This window comes from Streptomyces sp. NPDC059787 (assembly GCF_042732315.1).
Lineage (GTDB): Bacteria > Actinomycetota > Actinomycetes > Streptomycetales > Streptomycetaceae > Streptomyces > Streptomyces atrovirens.
Genome location: NZ_JBHWHX010000019.1, coordinates 26,080 through 47,169, shown reverse-complemented (window position 1 = coordinate 47,169; position 21,090 = coordinate 26,080). Strand labels below are relative to the sequence as shown.

19 protein-coding genes are annotated in these 21,090 nt (G+C 73.5%); 10 read left to right on the top strand and 9 right to left on the bottom strand.

The features are described 5' to 3' along the window. The first annotated feature begins 406 nt into the window (after positions 1-406). Together ACFV5H_RS19630 and ACFV5H_RS19625 are read left to right on the top strand one after the other, a co-directional pair. Entirely contained in the window at positions 407-3,094 is a 2,688-nt protein-coding gene (locus ACFV5H_RS19630) for a DEAD/DEAH box helicase (protein WP_385196312.1), read from the top strand. After that, positions 3,091-4,362 carry an SWF or SNF family helicase gene (locus tag ACFV5H_RS19625; RefSeq protein ID WP_385196225.1) on the top strand — a complete coding sequence of 424 codons (1,272 nt, stop codon included), beginning with the start codon at positions 3,091-3,093 and terminating at the stop codon, positions 4,360-4,362. Before ACFV5H_RS19630 ends, ACFV5H_RS19625 begins: the two co-directional genes overlap by 4 nt. 146 nt (positions 4,363-4,508) lie before the next feature. Here ACFV5H_RS19625 and ACFV5H_RS19620 read toward each other — a convergent pair whose 3' ends face one another. Both ACFV5H_RS19620 and xylA read right to left on the bottom strand, forming a co-directional pair. Further along, a complete protein-coding gene (locus ACFV5H_RS19620) occupies positions 4,509-4,886 on the bottom strand; it encodes a hypothetical protein (RefSeq protein ID WP_385196222.1) in 378 nt (125 codons plus the stop codon). Positions 4,887-5,305: 419 nt separating this feature from the next. Beyond that, on the bottom strand, positions 5,306-6,472 hold the full coding sequence (gene xylA / locus ACFV5H_RS19615; protein ID WP_073934713.1) for a xylose isomerase: 1,167 nt from the start codon (positions 6,470-6,472) through the stop codon (positions 5,306-5,308). Positions 6,473-6,599: 127 nt separating this feature from the next. Here xylA and xylB point away from each other — a divergent pair, with 127 nt between their 5' ends. From xylB to ACFV5H_RS19600, 3 genes are all read left to right on the top strand, one after another. Beyond that, entirely contained in the window at positions 6,600-8,045 is a 1,446-nt protein-coding gene (gene xylB / locus ACFV5H_RS19610) for a xylulokinase (RefSeq protein ID WP_385196219.1), read from the top strand. A 236-nt stretch (positions 8,046-8,281) separates the two neighbouring features. After that, the gene (locus ACFV5H_RS19605; protein WP_385045231.1) at positions 8,282-9,490 is read left to right on the top strand and encodes an ROK family protein; all 1,209 of its coding nucleotides are present in this window, start codon (positions 8,282-8,284) and stop codon (positions 9,488-9,490) included. 285 nt (positions 9,491-9,775) lie between these two features. After that, positions 9,776-10,171 carry a luciferase family protein gene (locus ACFV5H_RS19600; protein ID WP_385045234.1) on the top strand — a complete coding sequence of 132 codons (396 nt, stop codon included), beginning with the start codon at positions 9,776-9,778 and terminating at the stop codon, positions 10,169-10,171. A 21-nt stretch (positions 10,172-10,192) separates the two neighbouring features. On the opposite strand, the gene ACFV5H_RS19595 is transcribed toward ACFV5H_RS19600, so the two are convergent. The 6 genes from ACFV5H_RS19595 to ACFV5H_RS19570 form a co-directional block, all read right to left on the bottom strand. Continuing rightward, positions 10,193-10,387 (bottom strand): hypothetical protein, encoded by a 195-nt coding sequence (locus ACFV5H_RS19595; RefSeq protein ID WP_073934709.1) that lies wholly within the window; start codon positions 10,385-10,387, stop codon positions 10,193-10,195. A gap of 102 nt (positions 10,388-10,489) precedes the next feature. Then, positions 10,490-11,353, bottom strand: coding sequence for a phosphatidylinositol-specific phospholipase C/glycerophosphodiester phosphodiesterase family protein (locus ACFV5H_RS19590; protein WP_385196215.1), 864 nt, complete (start codon positions 11,351-11,353; stop codon positions 10,490-10,492). A gap of 179 nt (positions 11,354-11,532) precedes the next feature. After that, complete coding sequence (locus ACFV5H_RS19585) at positions 11,533-12,609, bottom strand: acyl-CoA dehydrogenase family protein (RefSeq protein ID WP_385045239.1); 1,077 nt, start codon at positions 12,607-12,609, stop codon at positions 11,533-11,535. After that, positions 12,606-13,787, bottom strand: a complete 1,182-nt coding sequence (locus ACFV5H_RS19580) for an acyl-CoA dehydrogenase family protein (RefSeq protein WP_385045242.1) — start codon at positions 13,785-13,787, stop codon at positions 12,606-12,608. Before ACFV5H_RS19580 ends, ACFV5H_RS19585 begins: the two co-directional genes overlap by 4 nt. Then, entirely contained in the window at positions 13,784-14,761 is a 978-nt protein-coding gene (locus ACFV5H_RS19575) for an NADPH:quinone oxidoreductase family protein (protein ID WP_385045245.1), read from the bottom strand. Before ACFV5H_RS19575 ends, ACFV5H_RS19580 begins: the two co-directional genes overlap by 4 nt. A gap of 125 nt (positions 14,762-14,886) precedes the next feature. Continuing rightward, entirely contained in the window at positions 14,887-15,462 is a 576-nt protein-coding gene (locus ACFV5H_RS19570; RefSeq protein WP_385045247.1) for a helix-turn-helix domain-containing protein, read from the bottom strand. Between the two features lie 77 nt (positions 15,463-15,539). Here ACFV5H_RS19570 and ACFV5H_RS19565 point away from each other — a divergent pair, with 77 nt between their 5' ends. From ACFV5H_RS19565 to ACFV5H_RS19545, 5 genes are all read left to right on the top strand, one after another. Beyond that, a complete protein-coding gene (locus ACFV5H_RS19565) occupies positions 15,540-16,487 on the top strand; it encodes an NAD(P)/FAD-dependent oxidoreductase (protein WP_385045250.1) in 948 nt (315 codons plus the stop codon). A gap of 51 nt (positions 16,488-16,538) precedes the next feature. Beyond that, positions 16,539-18,077, top strand: coding sequence for an ATP-dependent DNA ligase (locus tag ACFV5H_RS19560; RefSeq protein WP_385045253.1), 1,539 nt, complete (start codon positions 16,539-16,541; stop codon positions 18,075-18,077). Beyond that, positions 18,074-18,538, top strand: a complete 465-nt coding sequence (locus tag ACFV5H_RS19555) for an NUDIX domain-containing protein (RefSeq protein ID WP_385045256.1) — start codon at positions 18,074-18,076, stop codon at positions 18,536-18,538. Before ACFV5H_RS19560 ends, ACFV5H_RS19555 begins: the two co-directional genes overlap by 4 nt. Before the next feature lie 76 nt (positions 18,539-18,614). Further along, on the top strand, positions 18,615-20,000 hold the full coding sequence (locus ACFV5H_RS19550; protein ID WP_385045258.1) for an NADP-dependent succinic semialdehyde dehydrogenase: 1,386 nt from the start codon (positions 18,615-18,617) through the stop codon (positions 19,998-20,000). Between the two features lie 25 nt (positions 20,001-20,025). Then, complete coding sequence (locus ACFV5H_RS19545) at positions 20,026-20,259, top strand: DUF6213 family protein (RefSeq protein WP_385045261.1); 234 nt, start codon at positions 20,026-20,028, stop codon at positions 20,257-20,259. 96 nt (positions 20,260-20,355) lie between these two features. Here ACFV5H_RS19545 and ACFV5H_RS19540 read toward each other — a convergent pair whose 3' ends face one another. Further along, entirely contained in the window at positions 20,356-21,003 is a 648-nt protein-coding gene (locus ACFV5H_RS19540; RefSeq protein WP_385045263.1) for a transcriptional regulator, read from the bottom strand. Positions 21,004-21,090: the final 87 nt, after the last annotated feature.

Genomic DNA, 21,090 nt, shown 5'->3' with positions numbered 1-21,090 from the left:
CCTACATGAGATATAAACACTCCTTTATTCCGGGGTTGCTTTTGTTGTCTTTTCGATACTGCCAGTTGGTTTTTCGCTTGGCGGTCGGGGGCCGGGGGGGGGGGCCCCCCACGACACGCCTTCACGGTGACCCGTCTCACAGCACAGGCATACCCGGTCGGCGCCGCCCGTGCTGTACCCTCGGCGACTCCGGCTTCACTAGTCAAGTTTGAGGAATCCTGTCATAGCTGCGCAGACGACTCCCCCGGCGCCCTCCTCCGCACACTCCGAACTGGCCGGCTGTCCGGCCGTATTCGTACCGGACGACCCCGCCCGCACCGGCCGGGTCGCGTTCTGGCGGCCCGACGGCTCGCCTCCCCCGGCCGTGGACACGGACACGGCGTCGGCCGAGGACCTGACCGTCGTGATGCCCGGCGACGACGGGATCGAGGCGGTGCGTGTGCCCGCCACCGTACTGCCGGTACGTGACGCGCTCCCGTTGCTCACGCGTGCGCGGGCCGGTGGTGCGGGGCACCGGGCCACCCGGTTCTGGGGCGCCGCCGCCGTGCACGCCCTGCACCTGGTGGCGCGCGGGCTGCTGCTGCCCGGCCTCTCCCCCGCCGACCACGACGCCTGGCGCGTCGGTCCGCTGGACGCGGAGGACGTCGAGGCGATCCGCCGGCTCGCCGCCGCGATGCCGCCGGAGGCGCACGCGACGCCGCTGGACGGCACCGGGCCGCCGCGGCTGCCCGACCCCGAACGGCTGCTGCGCGCCTTCCTCGACGCGGTCGCCGACACCCTCCCCCGCTCCCCCGCCGCCCGCCTCGCGACCGGCACCGCCGCCTTCGCGGTACCGGAGCCGCAACGACTGCCCGCACTGCGGACCTGGGCCGCCGACATCGCCGCCGGCCACGACGCCGGCGTACGGCTGTCGCTGCGGATCGAGGCGCGCGGGCTCACGGACGCGGCCGACACCGCGGACGTGTCGTTCCGGGCCGTCCTCCAGATGCACGGCGTGAGCGACCCCGCGCTCGTCGCGGACGCCGGCGAGGTGTGGGCCGGGGCCTTCGACGCGGCCTTCGACTCCCGCGCGCGGATGGACGCCCTGCTCGCGCTCCGCCGCGCGGCGCGGGCCTGGGCGCCGCTCACCCCCTTGTTGTCGGCGACCGTGCCGGACGCGGTGGACCTCGCGGAGGAGGAGATCGCCGAACTCCTCGGCGACGGCGGCCGGGTGCTCGCCGGTGCGGGCGTCGACGTGCACTGGCCCAGGGAACTGGTCCGCGAACTCACCACCCGCGCGGAGGTCGGTCCCGCCGACGACGAGCCGGGGCCCGGAAGGGCCGGGTTCGCGGACGGGCCGTCGTTCCTGTCCGCCGACGCGCTGCTCGCCTTCGACTGGTGGTTCGCCCTGGGCGACCGACGGCTCACGCGCGAGGAACTGGACCGGCTGGCCGAGGCGAACCGCCCCCTCGTACGGCTGCGCGACCAGTGGGTCCTGATCGACCCGCGGGAACTGGCCCGGGCCCGTGCGCGCCAGGACCGCAAGATCACGCCGGTCGACGCGCTCGGCGCGGCCCTGACGGGCTCCGTGGAGGTCGACGGCGGCCGGATCGAGGTCCGGCCCACCGGGTGGCTGGCGGCCCTGCGGGACCGCCTCGCGGACCCCGAGGCGCAGGAGCCCGTCGAGCAGCCCGCCGCGCTCGCCGCCACGCTGCGGGACTACCAGCGGCGCGGCCTGGACTGGCTGGCCCGGACGACCTCCCTGGGCCTGGGCTGCTGTCTCGCCGACGACATGGGGCTCGGCAAGACCATCACCCTGATCGCCCTGCATCTGCACCGCCAGACCGATCCGGAGTCCGCGGGCCCCACTCTCGTGGTCTGCCCGACCTCCCTGATGGGCAACTGGCAGCGGGAGATCGAGCGTTTCGCGCCCGGCACCCCGGTGCGCCGCTTCCACGGCACGCGGCGGACGCTGGACGACCCGGCCGACGGAGAGTTCGTGCTCACCACGTACGGCACCATGCGGCTGGACGCCTCCCGGCTCGCCGGGGTCCCCTGGGGCATGGTCGTCACCGACGAGGCCCAGCACGTGAAGAACCCGTACTCCTCGACGGCCCGTCAGCTGCGTTCCATCGGCGCACGCGCACGCGTGGCGCTCACCGGCACACCGGTGGAGAACAACCTGTCGGAACTGTGGGCGATCCTCGACTGGACGACTCCCGGCCTGCTGGGCCGGCTCGGCACCTTCCGACGGCGGTACGCGGACGCCGTCGAGGGCGGCCAGGACCCGGCCGCGGCGGAACGGCTGGCCCGTCTGGTACGGCCGTTCCTGCTGCGCCGCCGCAAGTCGGACCCCGGGATCGCGCCCGAGCTGCCGCCCAAGACGGAGACCGATCACGCGGTGTCGCTCACCCAGGAGCAGACGGCGCTGTACGAGGCCGTGGTGCGCGAGGCGATGGCCGAGATCGAGGGCGCCGGCAGCATGGCGCGGCGCGGGCTGATCGTGAAGCTGCTGACCGGCCTGAAGCAGATCTGCAACCATCCGGCGCAGTTCCTCAAGGAGGAGCGGCCGGTGGTCGCCGGCAGGTCCGGGAAGCTGGAGCTGCTGGACGAACTCCTCGACACGGTCCTCACCGAGCGGGCCGGCGTCCTGGTGTTCACGCAGTACGTGCGGATGGCGCGGCTGCTGGAACGGCATCTGGCCGCGCGGGGCGTGCCGACGCAGTTCCTGCACGGCGGCACGCCGGTCGCCGGGCGTGAGGCGATGGTGCGCCGCTTCCAGGACGGCGAGGTCCCGGTCTTCCTGCTGTCGCTGAAGGCGGCGGGCACCGGGCTGAACCTCACCCGCGCGGAGCACGTCGTGCACTACGACCGCTGGTGGAACCCCGCCGTCGAGGCGCAGGCGACGGACCGCGCGTACCGCATCGGCCAGACCCGGCCGGTGCAGGTGCACCGCATCATCGCCGAGGGGACCATCGAGGACCGCATCGCCGGGCTGCTGGAGCGCAAGCGTGAGCTGGCCGACGCGGTGCTCGGCTCCGGTGAGGCGGCGCTCACCGAACTGACCGACGCCGAGCTGGCGGAGCTGGTCGAACTGCGAGGGGGACCGCGATGACCCGGTACGACGGTGACGAGGCCGGCACTGAGCGCACCTTCGCCGCGCTGCCGCCCGCGCGGGGGCGCGGTTTCGCGCAGAGCTGGTGGGGCCTGGCCTGGCTGACGGCTCTGGAGGGTACGGCGCTGGACTCCGGGCAGCTCAAGGCGGGCCGCGGGCTGGCACGCGCGGGCGCGGTCGGCGCGGTGTCCGTACGGCCGGGGCGCATCACGGCGGTCGTACAGGACCGGGACCGTACGGCCCACCGCGCGGACGTGCTGCTGCAGGAGCTGTCCGGGGAGCAGTGGGACCGGTTCCTGGCCATGACCGTGGAGCGGGCCGGGCATGTGGCGGCGCTGCTCGACCGCGAGATGCCGACGCACCTGGTCGAGGACGCGGAGCTGGCCGGGGTCGAACTGCTGCCGGGTCTGGGCGATCTGGAGCCGGAGTGCGACTGCGGCGCCTGGGACCACTGCGGTCACACGGCGGCGCTGTGCTATCAGGTGGCCCGGCTGCTGGACCAGGACCCGTTCGTCCTGCTGCTGATGCGGGGGCGGGGCGAACGCGCCCTGCTGGACGCGCTCCAGGCCCGGGGCGACGCGTCCGCCGGGCGGCCCGCCCAGGGACCGGAAGGCGTGGACGCGGCCGAGGCGTACGCGGCCGGTGACATCCTGCCGTCGCTGCCGGCCGCCCCCGCCCTCCCCGCGGAGCCGGGGGTTCCGCCGTCACTGGACACGGAGGCGGAGCCCGCGGCCGGGATCGATCCGCCCGCGCTGGAGTTCCTGGCCGCCCGGACCGCCGTACAGGCCCACCGGCTGCTGGCCCGGGCACTCCAGGACGGGCACGAACGGCAGCCCGTGGAACCGGAGCCGGCCGTCGCGCGGGACGCTGTGCGGCTGGCCGCCGGGGAGCCGGACCGCACGGTGACGGAGCGGCTCGCCGAGGGGTCGGGGCGCGGCCGGGAAGGGCTGGCCGTGGCGGTACGGGCCTGGCAGCGCGGCGGTACGGCGGCCCTCGCCGTGCTCGACGAGGAGTGGACCGTGGACGGCGAACGGCTGGCACGCGCGCGTGCCGCCCTCGACTCGGCGTGGGACGAGGACGAACGGCCGGTGCTCCGGGCCCGGGCCAACCGGTGGACGGTGGCCGGCGCACCCGTCCAGCTGCGCCTGGGCCGTGAGGGCCGCTGGTGGCCGTACCGCAAGGAACGCGGCCGGTGGGTCCCGGCAGGGGATTCCTCCCAGGACCCGGCGACGGCCCTGGCCACGGCGGAACGCACACCCGAAAGTTAGCCACCGGCGAGATCGTCGCCACGCCGGAACCACGGCCGGCCCCGGCGGCCGTACCGCAAGGAACAGGGTCGCCGGGCCCGGCAGGAGTTCCCGCAGGGATCCGGTGGCGGCCTCTCCGGGGAGTGACCGTGTCCCGTGCGGTGCCGTCAGGGCAGTTCCACGTCGCCCAGGGACGGCAGGAGCGACTCCAGGCCGCTCGGGAGCTCGGACGGCAGCTCCGTGGGAAAACCGGAGGGGAGGCGGCTCTGGAGACCGCTGGGCAGCTCGGAGGGGATGCCCAGCGACGGATCGGGCGGGCCGCCGGTGCCCGTGCTGCTCTCGGTGGGCTCCTTGTCCGGCGAGTCGTCGTCACCCGTGGCCATCAGTACGACGAGGGACACGGCCGTGATGGCGACGACAACGGCGAGCAGAAGGAGCACGAGCCTGCGCCCGCCGGGAGGGCGGGGCGGCGGCGCGCCGTCGTTCGCGGGTGGTCCGAAACTGCCGCCGTCCGGCGGCCGGGGCGGTACGGGTGGCATGGCCATACACACCATGGTCGCCGCGCACACGGGGTCCGCGCGAGGACACCGCGCGGAAGTTGATACGGACTCAGGGCACGGGCGCCATGCCGACGGCGTACCCCACGTGGAACGCGCGCCCGGAACAGTAACGTCCTCGCGGCGGGCCCGACCCGTACCACTCGCGTGCGCCACACGGTCGTACCGCGCGAGGGCGCGCCTGCGGGATGCGTACCGGGCCGGCTGGGGCCGCGCCATCGCGCGGGACGTCGCCGCCGGAAGGTCGGCCCGGATACGTGCCACCGCGCGCATGATTCCGCGCGCGGTCGGCGCGTCGGCCACAACCGGGTGCGAACCACACGGGGGCGCGGTCGTCCCGGATGCGTGCGCGAGGGCGTGCCCGTCCCGTGGCAGGGGCGGGGCGGGCACGCCCTCGCGGTCGGGGTTCAGCCCCGGGCGCCCAGCAGGTGGTCCATCGCCAGCTGGTCGAGGCGCTCGAAGGCCATGCCCCGCGCGGCGGCCTCGTCGACGTCGAAGTCCTCGAAGGCGGACCGGTCGTCGAGCAGGGCCTGGAGGCCGTCGGCCGCCGTGGGCTGGGCCAGCTGGTCCAGCCGGGCCGCGCGCAGCGCCTCCTGCACCTCCGGGTCCGCGCGGAACGCGGCCGCGCGCTCCTTGAGGATCAGGTAGTTGCGCATGCAGCCGGCCGCCGAGGCCCACACGCCGTCGAAGTCCTCGGTCCGCGGCGGCTTGAAGTCGAAGTGCCGCGGGCCCTCGTACCCGGCCGACTCCAGCAGGTCGACCAGCCAGAACGCGGCCCGCAGGTCGCCCGCGCCGAAGCGGAGGTCCTGGTCGTACTTGATGCCGGACTGGCCGTTGAGGTCGATGTGGAAGAGCTTGCCGGCCCACAGCGCCTGCGCGATGCCGTGCGGGAAGTTCAGCCCGGCCATCTGCTCGTGGCCGACCTCCGGGTTGACGCCGTACAGCTCCGGGCGCTCCAGGCGCTCGATGAACGCCAGGGCGTGGCCGATGGTGGGCAGCAGGATGTCGCCGCGCGGCTCGTTCGGCTTGGGCTCGATGGCGAAGCGGATGTCGTAGCCCTGGGAGGTGACGTACTCGCCGAGCAGGTCGAAGGCCTCCTTCATGCGGTCGAGGGCGTCCCGCACGTCCTTGGCGCCACCGGACTCGGCGCCCTCACGGCCGCCCCAGGCCACATAGGTCTCGGCGCCGAGCTCGGCCGCGAGGTCGATGTTGCGGATGGTCTTGCGGAGCGCGTAGCGGCGCACGTCGCGGTCGTTGGCGGTGAAGCCGCCGTCCTTGAACACCGGGTGGGTGAACAGGTTGGTGGTGGCCATCGGCACCTTCATGCCGGTGTCGTCCAGCGCCTGCCGGAACCGCTTGATGTGCTCCTCCCGCTCGCTGTCGCTCGAGCCGAAGGGGATGAGGTCGTCGTCGTGGAACGTGACGCCGTGGGCGCCCAGCTCGGCCAGGCGCCGCACCGACTCGACCGGGTCGAGGGCACGCCGCGTGGCGTCACCGAAGGGGTCCCGTCCCTGCCAGCCGACGGTCCACAGTCCGAAGGTGAACTTGTCCTCGGGGGTGGGCTGGTAGTTCATGCCGCGGCTCCTTGCTCGCTGAGACCATTTCGTCATGGCGCTTTACAAATTAGTATGCAGGAACATTTCTGGGAAGAGACACACCCCGCCGAGTCGCGGAAGTGGGTCGCAGAAGAGGGAGAGACCGATGTCAGCAGCCGAGGGTCCGCTCGTCGTCGGCGTGGACACATCCACCCAGTCCACCAAGGCGCTGGTCGTCGACGTGGCCACCGGCCGGGTCGTCGCGAGCGGCCAGGCACCGCACACGGTGACCTCGGGTGCGGGCCGGGAGAGCGATCCGCGCCAGTGGTGGGACGCCCTGTCCGAGGCGCTGCGCCAGTGCGGCGAGGCGGCGCACGAGGCCGCCGCGGTGTCGATCGGCGGGCAGCAGCACGGCCTGGTCACCCTGGACGGGCACGGGAAGCCGGTCCGCCCGGCGCTGCTGTGGAACGACGTGCGTTCCGCGCCGCAGGGCCGCCGGCTGGTCGAGGAGCTGGGCGGCGCGAAGTTCTGGGCCGAGCGCACCGGAAGCGTGCCGGCCGCCTCCTTCACGGTCACCAAGTGGGCCTGGCTGGCGGAGCACGAGCCGGACGCGGTGCGCGCCACCAAGGCGGTCCGGCTCCCCCACGACTACCTCACCGAGCGGCTCACCGGGCAGGGCACGACCGACCGCGGCGACGCCTCCGGCACCGGCTGGTGGGCTTCGGGGACGGAGGCGTACGACGAGGAGATCCTCGCGCACGTGGGGCTCGACCCGGCGCTGCTGCCCCGCGTGGTGCGTCCCGGTGAGGTCGCCGGGACCGTGCGCGACGGCCACGACCTGCCGTTCTCCAAGGGGACCCTGGTGGCGTGCGGCACCGGTGACAACGCCGCCGCCGCGCTGGGCCTCGGGGTGCGTCCGGGCACGCCGGTGATGAGCCTCGGCACCTCGGGCACCGTGTACGCGGTGACGCAGCGCAGGCCGGCCGATCCGACCGGCACGGTGGCGGGGTTCGCCGACGCGCGCGGCGACTGGCTGCCGCTGGCCTGCACGCTCAACTGCACGCTGGCCGTGGACCGGGTCGCGGCGCTGCTGAACCTGGACCGCGAGGCCGTCGAACCCGGGCGCGGCGTCACGCTGCTGCCCTTCCTGGACGGCGAGCGCACCCCGAACCTCCCCGACTCCTCCGGTCTGCTGCACGGGCTGCGCCACGACACCACCGGCGGGCAGCTGCTCCAGGCCGCGTACGACGGTGCCGTGTACTCCCTGCTGGCCGCACTGGACCTCGTCCTCGACGAGGACGCCGACCCGTCGGCGCCCCTGCTGCTGATCGGCGGCGGCGCCCGGGGCACGGCCTGGCAGCAGACCGTACGGCGGCTGTCGGGGCGGGCCGTGCAGGTGCCGCAGGCGAAGGAGCTGGTCGCGCTCGGTGCGGCGGCGCAGGCGGCCGGGCTGCTCACCGGGGAGGACCCGGCCGCGGTCGCCCGGCGCTGGGACACGGCGGCGGGCCCGGTGCTGGAGGCCGTGGAGCGGGACGAGGAGACGCTGGCCAGGCTGGCCGGGGTACTCTCCGACGCGGCCCCGCTGCTGGGCCGCGGCACGGACACCGACTGACGACACCGCCGGCCCGGCACCGACGGGCAGGCACCCGCCTGCGGGTACGGCCCGCCGGACGCCGACCCGCCGGCCCGGACCGGCAGGCACCCACCTGCCGGCACCGACCGGCGGGCACGGACCGACCGGCACGAACCCGCGGGCACGAGCCGGCAGGCACCGGCCCGCCGACACGGACCGACCGGTGTCGACCGCCAGGTCGGCGACGACCGCAGAGACCGAGGAACGACGGAGGAATGAGCGCACCGCTGTACAAGGCCCGCCCGGCCGGTCCGGGGCGCGCGCTGCCCGACACCCAGCAGGGCATGCGCCGCCGCAACCTCTCGCGGGTGATGCACACCGTCAGCGCCGAGGGCCCGCTGTCCCGGGCCGCCGTCGCCTCCCGCATCGGCCTGACCCGCGCGGCGGTGTCCACGCTGGTCGACGAGCTCATCCGCTCGGGCCTGCTGGAGGAGCTGGGCCCCGAGCGGCCCGGACGTGTGGGCCGTCCCGGCTCGGCGCTCGCCGTCAGCGGGCGCGGCCCCGCGGGGATCGGCGCCGAGGTCGGCGTCGACCATCTCGCGGTCTGCGCGGTCGACCTGCGCGGACGGGTCCGGTCGCGGGCGGTGCGGCACGTCCCGAACCGGGACCGCTCCCCCGGGCCGGTGCTCGGGGAACTCACCGAGCTGACGGAGCGGGTCGTCGCCGAGGCGGAGGGCGAGGGCCTGTGGCCGGCGGGGCTCGCCGTGGCCGTACCGGGTCTGGTGGCGCGCGACGCCCGGACCGTCGTACGCGCCCCGAACCTCGGCTGGCTCGACACGGACCTCGGCGACCTGCTCCCGGCGGGCCTGCCGCTCACCGTGGCCAACGAGGCCAACTTCGGCGCCCTGGCCGAACTGTGGCTCGGCGAGAACACCCCGCGCGACTTCCTCCATGTGTCCGCCGAGATCGGTATCGGTGCCGCGGTCGTCGTGGACGGGCGGCTGCTGCACGGAAACCGCGGCTTCGCGGGCGAGCTGGGCCATGTACCGGTACAGCCGGACGGACCGGAGTGTGCCTGCGGCGGACGGGGCTGTCTGGAGCAGTACGCCGGTGAGGAGGCGGTGCTGCGCGCGGCCGGGCTGGAGCCGGGCGAGGACCGCGTCGGTCTCCTCGCGGGCCGCGCCGAGCAGGGCGACACGAACGTACGACGCGCCCTGGAGGACGCGGGAACGGCGCTCGGGATCGCCCTGACCGGGGCTGTCAATCTGCTGGACCCCGAGAGCGTGGTGCTGGGCGGAGCCCTGTCCGGGCTCGCGCCCTGGCTGCTGCCGTCGCTCCGCTCCGAGCTGGCCCGCCGTACCGCGGGGCCGGCCTGCCCCGTCTCCGTGTCCCCGCTGGGCCCCGAGGGCCCGCTGCTGGGCGCGGCGCACTCGGTGGTGCGGGGAGTCCTGGACGACCCGGCGGCGGTGGCCGAACGGGCCTGACCCGCGTGCCCCGGACCACGCGGGCCACGCGGACCACGCGCGTGAGCCTCTCCTCGGGTCCGCACGAAGTCGCGCAGGGCGTCGCTGCCGCCGGCGATCGCCTTCCGGCCGTCCCGGTCGCACACGAGGACGGGAACGCCGTACCAGGTCACGGGCTCATCGGCTGCCATGACATGATCGCGTGCCAGGTTCTCACCGGGGTTCCGGCGGTCTCGTCACCTCACCGCTCGATTACGAATCGCCCAACTCCTGGTGTCCGGACGTTGAGCAGGCAACGATGAGGGCATGACACCGGCGCAGCGAGCCATGGAGCGACTGCTCACCTGGCCCGATCTCACGGCCTGTCCGGCCGGTTGCGGTACGGGGCAGGCCCTCCGCACCGCCCGTGACGAGATCGTCCACTTCCACTCCGCGCGGGACGTGGACCTCCATCTCACCCGTCGCGCCATCCAGCGCTTCCACTACGACCTGGGCGGGTCGAGCGCGATACAAGTGGTCCCGAGTTCCGACTGGGTGACGGTGCATCTGGACTGCGCCACGGACGTGGACCTGCTGCTCAGCCTGGTGAGCGTCGCCCTCAAGGCGCACCAGAACAGGCCCCCGTCCGCGCCACCGGCACCGGCGGGGTGCAACTTCCACCGTGTCACCGTGCTCCCGCGCGACGCGGTGTCCGACCGCTGAACCACGCTCCGCGCGGTGACCTCACGGCCGCAGACCGCCGACGATGTCGGCGGTCGCCGTGAGGCCGCTGTGGATCGTGGGCGCGATGCTCGTGCTGGCCAGGTAGAAACCGAGCAGCAGACAGACCAGCGCGTGGGAGATCTTCAGCCCGCCGTTGCGCAGGAAGATCACCGCAAGGACCGAGAGCAGCAGCACCACAGAGATGGAAATGGCCATCGTCAACCTCCTCCGCCACATCCGTTTCGCGGCGTTCGGCCGCAAGTGTGGCGTAACAGAAGGTTCGTCCGGGCGGCTGACCTGTCCTCCGAACGTGTGGTGTCACACCCTCCGGCAGGCGTCGAGGAAGGATTCGAGCCCCGCGAGGTCGTCGGTGTTGAGGTGGTCGACGTCCGCCGCCACCAGTTCGCCCCAGAGCGCGTCGCGGGCGGGGCCCGGCAGGTCGGGGGTGGCCCAGAACCGCACCCGCTGCCCGCGCGCGTGGGCGGTGCCCACGATGTCGCGGAGTTTCCGGCGCTCGGTGTCGGGGAAGGCGCCGACGCCCCGCCAGGTGAAGTTGAGCGTCCAGTTGTCGCTGATCAGCGGGACGAAGGAGGCCGGTGCGGTGCTGCCGAGGTCGGTGAGCCGGCCGTCGTAGAAGGCGTGGCGCACCCGTTGGGCCTCCATGGGCGCGCGGGCCGCGCGGTCGCCGGAGATGACGGCGGTGACCGGTCCGGGCAGCACCCTGCCGTGGGCGTAGGTGGTGAACAGGTGCCGGTGGCGGCGCAGATGGCGGTCGAGTTCGAGGTAGGTGGACGTGCCCTCGGTCTTGATGTCGATCAGCAGCTGGAGCGACTTGCGGTGCCCGCGGTGGACCGAGCCGTGGTGGGCGCGGACCCGGGCGGCGAGCGGGTCGAGGTAGAGGGATTCGAGAGTGCGGGACGGGTCGAGGTCCTCGGGGTCGTGGGCGACGAGGAGTTGGTCGCCGACCAGGTAGATGTCGGCCTCGACGCTGCCGAAGCGGTGGTCGAGGGCGTCGAGGAGGGGACGGGGGTGCTCGTAGTCGTTGTGGGCGTGGGCCTGCCACAACGGGCGCGGCCGGTGCTTCTGTTCGCCGGCCAGTGCCTGCGTCGCAGGAAGGGCGACGGTACCGGCGAGGGCGGCGCCGAGGGTGGTGAGGGCTCTGCGACGGGTGGTGAGGGCCATGCTCTGCCTCCCTGGAAGGGCCGTACGGGACCAGGGAGAGTATGAGGTCCACGGGTGGCCGAAGAGCAGGGTGGTGCGGGGAGTTGGCCGATCCGCCGTCGGCCGTTCATCTCACCGGAGCGGGGCGCACGGAAGAAGCCCGCCCCCGAAGGGACGGGCTCCTTCCGTCGTTCGACCGGTCAGGGTGCTCTCAGATCGACCAGTTCCGCCAGCGCCTCGCGGTGGGCACCCGCCGTGCCGTAGGCGATCGAGTCGGCCTTGGCGCGCTTGAGGTGAAGGTGCACCGGGTGTTCCCAGGTCATGCCGATGCCGCCGTGCAGTTGCAGGGCCTCCTCCGCGGCCCGGACCGCGACGGACGCGGCGTAGGCCTGGGCGACGGTGACCGCCACACCGGCGTCCTCACCGGTCGCGAGCGCGTCGGCGGCATTGCGTGCGGCGGCGCGGAGGCTGACGACCTCCAGCCACAGCTGGGCGAGCCGGTGCTTGAGCGCCTGGAAGCCGCCGACGGGGCGGTTGAACTGCTTGCGGTCCTTCAGGTAGCGGACGGTCTCCGTCAGCGACCAGTCGGCGGAGCCGAGTTGCTCCGAGGCGAGCAGTCCGGCACCGGCCCGCAGGGCGCGGGGCACGGCGGTCCCCGCGTCGCCCAGCCTGCGTCCGGGCGCGCCGTCCAGGGTCACCCGGGCCACGGGACGGGTCAGGTCCAGGGAGACCTGCGGGGTGACGGTGACCGCGCCGGCCTCCACCGCGTACAGCCCGCCGTCGTCCGCCGGTACGAGCAGTACGTCGGCGACGGCGGCGTCCGCGATGCCGGTCAGCTCCCCGCGCAGTGCGCCGCTCTCCAGCCGTGCGGTGGTGAACGCGGCGCCGGGAGCGGTGTGCAGGCCGACGGCGAGGGCGCCGATACGGCGCCCGGACGCCAGCTCGGCGAGCAGGTCGCCGGCGTCCTCGCACACCAGCAGCGCCTCGGTGGCCACCACGGCGCTGGTCAGATACGGCACGGGGGCGACCGCGCGTCCCAACTCCTCCAGTACGACGGCGGCTTCGCGGTGGGTGGCGCCCTGGCCGCCCCGGTCCTCGGGGACCAGCAGACCGGCGAGGCCCATGCCGTCGGCGAGTGCCTTCCACAGGGACAGGTCGTGCGGGGCGTCCGACTCGGTACGGGCGATCACGCCCGCCGCGTCGCAGTGGTCGGTGAGCAGGTCCCGGACGGCGGCGCGCAGCGCCTCTTCCTCCTCCGAGTACAGAAGATCGCTCATCGGGCCAGGTCCTTCCATGCGACGTCCTTGTCGGTGCGCGGCTCGGCGGGCAGGCCCAGGACGCGCTCGGCGACGATGTTCAGCAGGACCTCGCTGGTCCCGCCCTCGATGCTGTTGCCCTTGGAGCGGAGGTAGCGGTAGCCGGCGTCGCGGCCGGTGAAGTCGACCAGTTCGGGGCGGCGCATGGTCCAGTCGTCGTACAGCAGGCCCTCCTCACCCCTCAGTTCCACCTCCAGGCCGCTGATCTCCTGGTTGAGGCGGGCGAAGGCCAGTTTCATGCCGGCGCCCTCGGGGCCGGGCTGTCCGGCGACGAGCTGCTGGCGCAGGCGTTCGCCGGTGAGCCGGGCGACCTCCGCCTCGACCCAGAGCTTCAGCAGCCGCTGGTGCAGGTCGTGGGTGCGCAGTTCCGGCCGTTCGCGCCAGGTCTTCGCGACCGGGCCGATCATGCCGCCCTCGCGGGGCAGCCGCATGCCGCCGATGGCGACGCGTTCGTTGTTCAGGGTGGTCTGCGCGACCCGCCAGCCGTCGCCGACCTCGCCGAGGCGGTGGGCGTCGGGGATGCGGACGTCGGTGAGGAAGACCTCGTTGAACTCGGCCTCACCGGTGATCTGGCGCAGCGGCCGCACCTCGACACCGGGGTCGGTCATGTCGCACACGAAGTAGGTGATGCCCCGGTGCTTGGGCACGTCCGGGTCGGTGCGGGCGATGAGGATGGCCCAGCGGGCGAGGTGGGCGCTGGACGTCCACACCTTCTGCCCGTTGACCACCCAGTCCTCGCCCTCCCGGACGGCACGGGTGCCGAGGGCGGCCAGGTCGGATCCGGCGCCGGGCTCGCTGAAGAGCTGGCACCAGACCTCCTCGCCGGTCCACAGGGGCTTCAGGAAGCGCCGTTTCTGTTCCTCCGTGCCGTACTGGAGGATCGTCGGCGCGGCCATGCCCAGGCCGATGCCGATGCGGCGCGGGTCGTTGTCGGGCGCTCCGGCGGCCTCCAGTTCGGCGTCCACGACGGCCTGGAGCGAGCGCGGGAGACCGAGTCCGCCGAGCCCTTCGGGGAAGTGCACCCAGGCGAGTCCGGCGTCGAAGCGGGCGCGCAGGAAGTCGAGGCGGCCGGTGCCGGCCGGCGGGTACGCGGACAGGAACTCCTGGGTGCGGCGGCGCAGTGCGGCGGCGTCGGTCATGCGGCGGCTCCGTTCTCCAGCGAGGGCAGCACGGCGACGCGCCCGGTGGTGACACCGTCGGCGACCCGCTGCACGGCGTCGGCGGCACCGGCGAGCGGCACGCGCTCGCTCACCAGCGGCTTGATCGCGCCCCGCGCGGCGAGTCCGGTGAGCTGCTCGTGGCAGTGCTGGACCAGCTCGGGGTTCTTGGTGTTGTACAGGCCCCAGTGCAGGCCGAGGATCGCGTAGTTCTTGACGAGGGCGTGGTTCAGGGCGGGGCTGGGGATGGACCCGCTCGCGAAGCCGACGACGACGATCCGGCCCTCGAAGGCGACGGCCTTGGCGGACTGCGCGTAGGCCTGGCCGCCCACGGGGTCGTAGATCACGTCGGCGCCCCGGCCGCCGGTGGCCTCCTTCACGGCGGCGACGACGTCCTGCTCGTGCCGGTCGATCACCACGTCGCAGCCCAGCTCGCGGGCGACGGAGGCCTTCGCCGCACCGCCGACCACGCCGATGACGGTGGCGCCCGCCGCCTTGCCGAGCTGCACGGCCGCGCTGCCGACGCCTCCCGCGGCGGCGTGGACGAGCAGGGTCTCGCCGGCCTCCAGACGGGCCCGTCGGTGCAGGCCGAACCAGCCGGTCTGGTAGCCGATGTGCAGGGCGGCGGCCTCGGCGTCGTCCAGCGCGTCCGGCGCGGGCAGCAGCGCGGCGGCGTCCGCGACGGCGTACTCGGCGAAGCCGCCGCAGGGCAGCGCGGGGTTGGCGATCACGCGGCGCCCGTCCTCGGTCTCGCCGCAGATCTCCACGCCCGGAGTGAACGGCAGCGGCGGCCTGACCTGGTACTGGCCCCGGCACATCAGCGCGTCCGGGAAGTTGATGTTGGCGGCACGCACCTTCAGCAGGACCTGCCCGTCACCGGGCGCCGGCCGCGCCACTTCCGCGAGGCGCATCACCTCGCCCGGCTCGCCGAGCTCGTGCACTTGCCATGCCTGCATGCGGGGCCTCCACGGGAGCGTGAACGTCGTGTTCGCCTGACCGGGTCCATCGCATACTAAGCGGTCGCTTGCCCACTGGGAAGAGACATCGGGAAGGGACACCGGAAAGGGAACGGTCCCGTCCGTCATCCCCGCTTGGGCCGCGCCCGCACATGCATCCGCTCCCCCTGCGCACCGAACAGGCTGAGGAACTCCACGGGCCCCTCCCCCGTCGACCCGAACCAGTGCGGCACCCGCGTGTCGAACTCGGCCGCCTCCCCCGCCACCAGCACGACGTCGTGTTCGCCGAGCACCAGCCGCAGCTTCCCCGACATCACGTACAGCCACTCGTAGCCCTCGTGGGTACGCGGTTCGGGCTCGAGCTTCCGCTTCGGTTCGAGCACCTTGTACGCCTGGAGCCCGCCGGGCTGCCGGGTGAGCGGCCAGAAGGTACGGCCGTAGCGCCGGATCGGCTCGGAGGCCCGGATGCGCGGATCGCCGACCGGTGGCGCGCCGACCAGTTCGTCCAGCGGCACCTGGTGGGCCTGCGCGATCGGCAGCAGCAGTTCCAGACTGGGTTTGCGCAGGCCGGACTCCAGCCGGGAAAGGGTGCTCACGGAGATGCCGGTCGCCTCGGACAGCGCCGCGAGGGTCACCTCCCGCTCCTTCCTGATCCTCCGCAGCCGGGGGCCCACTTCCGCGAGAACGTCGTCCGTAGTCATACCGGTATTGCAGGTTCGGCAAAGTCGTTTGTCAATGCGGCAGTGTCCGGGCGACTGTCGTGGTGGAGGTGGTCACGATGAACGAGACATTCGGGAACGAGGCGTACGACGTGGTCGTCGTCGGAGGCGGGGCGGCGGGGCTCTCCGCCGCGCTGGTGCTCGGCCGGGCCCGGCACCGCACGCTGGTCGTCGACGCGGGCGAGCCGCGCAACGCACCCTCGTCGCACATGCAGGGCTATCTGTCCCGGGACGGGATGGCACCGGCCGAGTTCCTGGCGCTGGGCCGGGAGGAGATCGCGCGCTACGGCGTGGAACTCGTCCGGGACCGGGTCACGGACGTCACCAAGGACGGGGAGGACTTCACCGTCGCACTCGACGCGGGACCGGCCGTACGGGCCCGGCGGCTGGTCGTCGCCACCGGGCTGAAGGACGAGATGCCGACGGTCCCCGGGGTCGCCGAGCGGTTCGGGCGGGACGTGTTGCACTGCCCGTTCTGCCACGGCTGGGAGGTGCGCGACGAGCCGTTCGGCGTGCTCGCGTCGAGCGCGACGAGCGTGCACCAGGCGCTGATGGTGTCCCAGTGGTCGAAGGACGTCACCTTCTTCCTGCACGAGGTCGCCGAGGAGGAACTGTCCGACCTGGACCTGCGCCGGCTGGCCGCCGCCGGGGTCGAGGTGGTGCCCGGCGCGGTCGCGGAGCTGGTGGTCGAGGACGACCGGCTCACCGGGGTGCGGCTGGCCGACGGCACCACCCGTGCCCGCTCCGTGCTCTTCGTCGGACCGCGCCCGGTGCCGCAGACGTCTTTGCTGGAGGAACTGGGCGCCGAGATGAACGAGACCCCGTTCGGCACGTACCCGGTGATCGACTCGACCGGCCTGACCACGGTGCCCGGCGTCTGGGCGGCGGGCAACGCGATCGGCTTCTCCGAGCAGGTGGTGCACGCGGCGAGCGGCGGCTACCGCGCGGCGGCCGCGATCGTCGGGGACCTGCTGATGACCGACCTGGACGCCGCGGTGAACGGGTAGGCGCCGGACGGCGGGGGTGTGGAGCGCCCGTCTCCGGAGCACTATGACTGCATGCTGCTGTCCCGGCTGGCCCGTGTGTCCCAGGAGGTCGCCGCCGCCTCGGCGCGGTCCCGGAAGATCGCCCTGCTCGCCGAGCTGTTCCGGGAGGCGGAGGCGGACGACGTGCCGGTCGTCATTCCGTATCTGGCCGGCCGGCTGCCGCAGGGCCGCATCGGGGTCGGCTGGAAGGTGCTGAGCCGTCCGGTCGCCCCCGCCGCCGAGCCGTCGCTGACGGTGCGCGAGGTCGACGCGCTGCTCACCAGGCTGGGCGAGGTGTCCGGTGCGGGATCGCGGGCCGAGCGGGCCCGGCTGGTCGGCGAGCTGCTGGGCGCGTCCACCGAGGACGAGCAGCGGTTCCTGTCCGGACTGCTCACCGGGGAGGTCCGGCAGGGCGCCCTGGACGCGGTCGCGGTGGAGGGGCTGGCGCGGGCGACGGGGGCGCCGCCGGCCGATGTGCGGCGGGCGGTGATGCTGGCCGGCTCGCTCCAGTCGGTGGCCGGGGCGCTGCTGGCGGACGGCCCCGGGGCGCTGGAGCGGTTCCGGCTGACCGTGGGCCGGCCGGTGCTGCCGATGCTGGCGCACAGCGCCTCCTCGGTCGCGGAGGCGGTGGAGAAGCTGGGTGCCTGCGCGGTGGAGGAGAAGCTCGACGGCATCCGCGTCCAGGTCCACCGCGACGGGGACACCGTGCGCGTGCACACCCGCACCCTCGACGACATCACCGACCGGCTGCCGGAAGTGACGGCGGCGGCCCGGGAGTTGCGGGGCGAGCGGTTCGTCCTGGACGGGGAGGTCGTCTCCTTCGACGAGGACGGCCGCCCCCGCTCGTTCCAGGAGACCGCCGGACGGGTCGGCTCCCGGGTGGACGTGGCCACGGCCGCCCGGGAGGTTCCCGTCTCCCCCGTCTTCTTCGACGCGCTCTCCGTCGACGGCCGTGATCTGCTGGACCTGCCGTTCACCGAGCGCCACGCGGAACTGGCCCGGCTGGTCCCGGAACCCATGCGGGTGCGGCGCACCCTCGTGTCGGGGCCCGGGGACCTGAGCGCGGCGGAGGGGTTCCTCGCCGAGACGCTGGAACGCGGCCACGAGGGTGTCGTGGTCAAGGGCCTGGACGGCCCCTACAGCGCGGGCCGGCGCGGCGCGTCCTGGCTGAAGGTCAAGCCCGTCCACACGCTCGACCTGGTGGTGCTGGCCGCCGAGTGGGGCCACGGCCGCCGCACCGGGAAGCTCTCCAATCTGCACCTGGGCGCCCGCACCGCCGACGGCGGCTTCGCCATGCTCGGCAAGACCTTCAAGGGCCTGACCGACGCGATGCTGGCCTGGCAGACCGAACGGCTGCGGGAGCTGGCGGTCGAGGAGAGCGGATACGTCGTGACGGTGCGCCCCGAACTCGTCGTGGAGATCGCCTACGACGGCCTCCAGCGCTCCACCCGCTACCCGGCCGGCGTCACGCTCCGCTTCGCCCGCGTGATCCGCTACCGCGAGGACAAGCGTCCCGAGGAGGCGGACACGGTCGAGACCCTGCTCGCCGCGCACCCCGGGGTACGGCCGTGAGGGGCGCCCGGAGCGCCGGGCTGCTGTTGTTCCGACACACCGGTCAGGGCCTTGAGGTGTTGCTCGGTCATATGGGTGGCCCGTTCTTCGCCCGGCGGGACAGCGGGGCGTGGACGGTCCCCAAGGGCGAGTACGACCCCGGCGAGCCGGCCTGGGAGGCGGCGCGCCGCGAGTTCCGGGAGGAGCTGGGGCTGCCGCCGCCGGAGGGGGAGGCGCTGCCGCTCGGGGAGGTCCGGCAGTCCGGGGGGAAGACCGTCACGGCCTGGGCGGTGGAGGCGGACCTCGATCCGGCGGCGGTCGTCCCCGGCACGTTCGCGATGGAGTGGCCGCCGAGGTCGGGACGGATCCGGGAGTTCCCGGAGCTGGACCGGGTGGCGTGGTTCCCCCCGGACCGGGCCCGTGAGGTGATCGTCGGCGCGCAGACCGCGTTTCTCGACCGCCTGGCGGAGCACTCGCCCTGAGGAGACCTCCCGCGTTGCGCCGCCCACCACCGCGCGGGAAGGTCGAGAAGCACAGCCCGCCCCAGGGAGGTCAGCGATGCACATCGCCACGGTGAACCCGGCGAACGGCGAGACGGTCAAGACGTACCACCCCATGGACGAGGAGGAGATCGGGCACCGGATCCAGCTCGCGGAGGCCACGTTCCGGACGTACCGGACGACGAGCTTCGAGGAGCGTGCCCGTCTGATGCACCGGGCCGCCGAGATCCTCGACGAGGACCAGGAGACCATCGGCCGGGTGATCACCACGGAGATGGGCAAGCCGGTCAAACAGGCCCGCGCGGAGGCGGCCAAGTGCGCCAAGGCGATGCACTGGTACGCCGACCACGCGGCGGAACTCCTCGCCGACGAGGAACCCGACGCCTCCGACGTGAAGGACTCCGGCGCCTCCCGGGTCCTGGTGCGCTACCGGCCGCTCGGCCCGGTGCTCGCCGTGATGCCGTGGAACTTCCCGCTGTGGCAGGTGGTGCGGTTCGCCGCGCCCGCGCTGATGGCGGGCAACGTGGGCCTGCTCAAGCATGCCTCGAACGTGCCGCAGACCGCCCTGTACCTGGAGGACCTGTTCCACCGTGCGGGCTTCACCGAGGGCTGCTTCCAGACCCTGCTCATCGGCTCCGCCGCGGTCGACGACATCCTGCGGGACGAGCGGGTGAAGGCGGCCACCCTCACCGGCAGCGAGCCCGCGGGCCGCGCGGTCGCCTCCACCGCCGGGGAGATGATCAAGAAGACGGTGCTGGAGCTGGGCGGCAGCGACCCGTTCGTGGTCATGCCCTCCGCCGACCTGGACCGGGCCGCCGAGACCGCGGTCACCGCGCGGACGCAGAACACGGGGCAGTCCTGCATCGCCGCCAAGCGGTTCATCGTGCACACGGACGTCTACGACGCCTTCGTCGAACGCTTCGTCGCGGGCATGAAGGCGCTGAAGGTCGGCGACCCGATGGACGAGGAGACCGACGTCGGCCCGCTCTCCAGCGAGAAGGGCCGCAGCGACCTGGAGGAACTGGTCGGCGACGCCGTACGCGCGGGCGCCACCGTGCTGTGCGGCGGCGAGCGCCCCGACGGGCCCGGCTGGTACTACCCGCCGACCGTCCTGGCCGGCATCGGCCGGGAGATGCGCATCCACCGCGAGGAGGCCTTCGGCCCGGTCGCCACGCTGTACCGCGCGGCGGACGTCGACGAGGCGGTCCTGATCGCCAACGACACCGACTTCGGGCTGAGTTCCAACGTCTGGACCCGCGACGAGGCCGAGGTCGACCGGTTCGTACGGGATCTGGAGGCCGGCAGTGTGTATGTGAACGGGATGACGGCGTCCCATCCGGCGTTCCCGTTCGGCGGGCTCAAGCGGTCGGGGTACGGGCGTGAGCTGTCCGGGCACGGAATCCGCGAGTTCTGCAACATCACCACGGTTTGGCAGGGTGCGTGATGTCCGCGCGGCTACGATCCCGACTGTGAACCGCGAAGTGACTCTGCCTCTGATCGTCGACGACCGCGGGACCCTGCAGGTTTCCGCTGCCGATGTCAGCAAGCTGCTGCGTACGGTGGGTGGGCGGTGGGTTCGGCTTGTCGAGGCGGGGGAGGACGGGCTCGACGAGGACACGGTGGCCGCGCTGACCATTGAGCTTGCGAAGCTCGCCGATCGGATCGACGTCGCGTGCATCGCCCACAGCAGCGGTACGCCGTAGGGCGCAGTGTCTCGTTGCCGGGTGCGGGTCGTCCGTGGTCGATCGCGCCCACGCGGCGGAGCCGCACGTCGAAACAGCCCCGCGCCCCTGGGTCGGCTATCCCAGCGCTGTCCAGAACATCGCCTCGTACGACTGGAGCAGGCGGGCGTACCGGCGGGCGCGGTTCTCGTTCAGGCGGCCCTCTTCCAGAGCTGTCCGGACCGCCTCGGTGGCCATGCGGTCCAGCTCGGGGGACGGCTCTGCGAAGAAGTCGAAGAAGGCGCAGGCCTCGTCCGTGAAGCCGTAGTGGGTGCGTAGGGCCTTCGCGATCGTGGCGCAGTAGCCGCCCCAGGCGGAGAAGTTGGCGGTCAGGGCCAGGACGGCGTCGGACGGGTTCGCGTTGAGGGCCAGCCAGGCGACGTACGCGGGGTAGGACTGGCAGCCCGGCAGGGGTTCGTAAGCGTCCGCCTGCGCCTCGTCCACACCGCACGCGGCCGTGAACGTCTTCAGGTGTTCCGCCGCCAGGGTCTCGCCCTCGGCCAGGGCGGTGAAGTACACGGCCGACTCCGGGTCGGCCCGTTCCGCCAGGTGCAGGAAGGCGCGGCGGTCCGCCGGGATCACCCGGCGTTGTTCCAGGGCGAGCGTGGCCAGGACGGCCCGGTCGGCCTCGCCGCGGGCGATCAGGGGGACCAGGGGGTTGGACCCCGGGTCGGGGGCGAGTTCCCCGGTGGTCGTCTCCAGCAGTTCCCGGGCGGTGCGTGTCATCGCGTCCTCCGTCGCGTCGGTCACGCACGAGCCTTTCCCGGGAGCGGGGCAGGGGTAACCCGGCGGTGCCGTCCGCACCGCCGGGTC